Source organism: Variovorax sp. 01T439_2, from assembly GCF_056398445.1.
The window spans coordinates 1-1,475 of sequence record NZ_JBFTPJ010001191.1 but is presented as its reverse complement, the minus strand read 5'-3'; the positions used below and the strand labels follow the sequence as shown (position 1 = coordinate 1,475).

At 61.1% G+C, this 1,475-nt stretch carries 1 protein-coding gene and 2 tRNA genes; all 3 read right to left on the bottom strand.

Annotation, left to right across the window (positions count from 1 at the left end):
* Positions 1–100: 100 nt before the first annotated feature.
* Positions 101–177: transfer RNA gene (locus AC1DOC_RS33395), tRNA-Arg, on the bottom strand.
* Positions 178–241: 64 nt separating this feature from the next.
* Positions 242–318, bottom strand: a tRNA-Ile gene (locus AC1DOC_RS33390).
* A gap of 32 nt (positions 319–350) precedes the next feature.
* A complete protein-coding gene (hrcA, locus tag AC1DOC_RS33385; RefSeq protein ID WP_015867105.1) occupies positions 351–1,361 on the bottom strand; it encodes a heat-inducible transcriptional repressor HrcA in 1,011 nt (336 codons plus the stop codon).
* Between the last annotated feature and the right edge of the window lie 114 nt (positions 1,362–1,475).

Here is a 1,475-nt window from a genome sequence, read left to right as displayed (position 1 = left end):
GGAACATTGCCCGTGATCTCGTTGAACGGAAAAATATTCCGCAGAGAGCCGCGCAAAAGAAAAAGGGTTAGGACACGTAATGTCCTAACCCTTCAAAGAGTGGTGCGGCTGGCAGGAATTGAACCCACGACCCCTTGGTTCGTAGCCAAGTACTCTATCCAACTGAGCTACAGCCGCACAGCTATCGATTATAGCATCCATTTTTGGCCCCTGGCGGACCAAGCTCAGAAATGAATGCAATTGGTAGGCCGTGATGGGCTTGAACCATCGACCAACGGATTATGAGTCCGCTGCTCTAACCAACTGAGCTAACGGCCCACGAGAGGCCACGATTCTATTCGCGGCGTCGCTCACTTGCGGTGGCTCAGCGCATTGCTGACCAGCCGCGAGGTGATGTCCACGATCTGGATCATGCGCTCGTACGGCATGCGGGTGGGGCCGATCACGCCCAGCGTGCCCACCACCTGCCCGTCGACTTCATAGTTGGCGCTGACGATGGAAAGCTCCTCGATCGGCACCACCTGGCTTTCGCCGCCGATGAAGATGCGCACGCCCTCTGCCTTGCTCGACACGTCGAGCAGCCGCATCAGCTGCGCCTTCTGCTCGAACAGCTCGAAGGCACGGCGCAGCTGCCCCATGTCGCTCGAAAAATCGGTGACGGAAAGCAGGTTGCGCTCGCCGGAGATCACCACGTCGTCTTCCTGCGCCTCGGTGAGCACCTCGGAGCTGACCTTGACCGCCGCCTGCATCAGCGCGGCAATTTCGCCGCGCAGTTTTTCGACCTCGGACTGCAGGCGGTCGCGCACCTGCTCGATGGTCAGGCCCGCGTAGTGGGCATTGATGTAGTTCGATGCTTCCACCAGCTGCGACTGCGTGTAATCGGCTTCCGGAAAGATCACGCGGTTCTGCACGTCGCCGTCGGGCGAGACGATGATCACCAGCAGCCGCCGGTCCGAGAGCCGCAGGAACTCGATCTGCTTGAAGACCGAGGCGCGCCGCGGCGTCATGACCACGCCGACGAACTGCGACAGGTTGGACAGCAGGTTGGCCGCGTTGGCAATCACCTTCTGCGGCTGGTCAGGGGGCAGGTGGCTCGGCGCGTTCATGTGCTCGCGCTGGGCGGTGAGCATGGTGTCGACAAACAGCCGGTAGCCGCGCGCGGTGGGAATGCGTCCGGCCGAGGTGTGCGGGCTGGTGATCAGCCCCAAACCCTCGAGGTCGGACATGACGTTTCGGATGGTCGCGGGAGACAGGTCAAGGCCCGGGGCGCGCGACAAAGTCCGCGACCCGACCGGTTGGCCTTCGGCGATATAACGCTCAACCAGCGTCTTGAGGAGCAACTTGGCACGGTCGTCCAGCATTGCAAGATTTTAGTGTTGTACGTTAAAAATTTCGGTCAGCGGCGGAAGGCAATCTCCCGCCGAACCGCGTCCCTGGCGGCGGTGTAGCTCACACCAAGCAGCCCACCTATCTCC

What these genes read in the sequence shown, in the direction of transcription:
- hrcA (WP_015867105.1), bottom strand. Translation starts at nt 1,361, where the DNA reads ATGCTGGACGACCGTGCCAAGTTGCTCCTCAAGACGCTGGTTGAGCGT.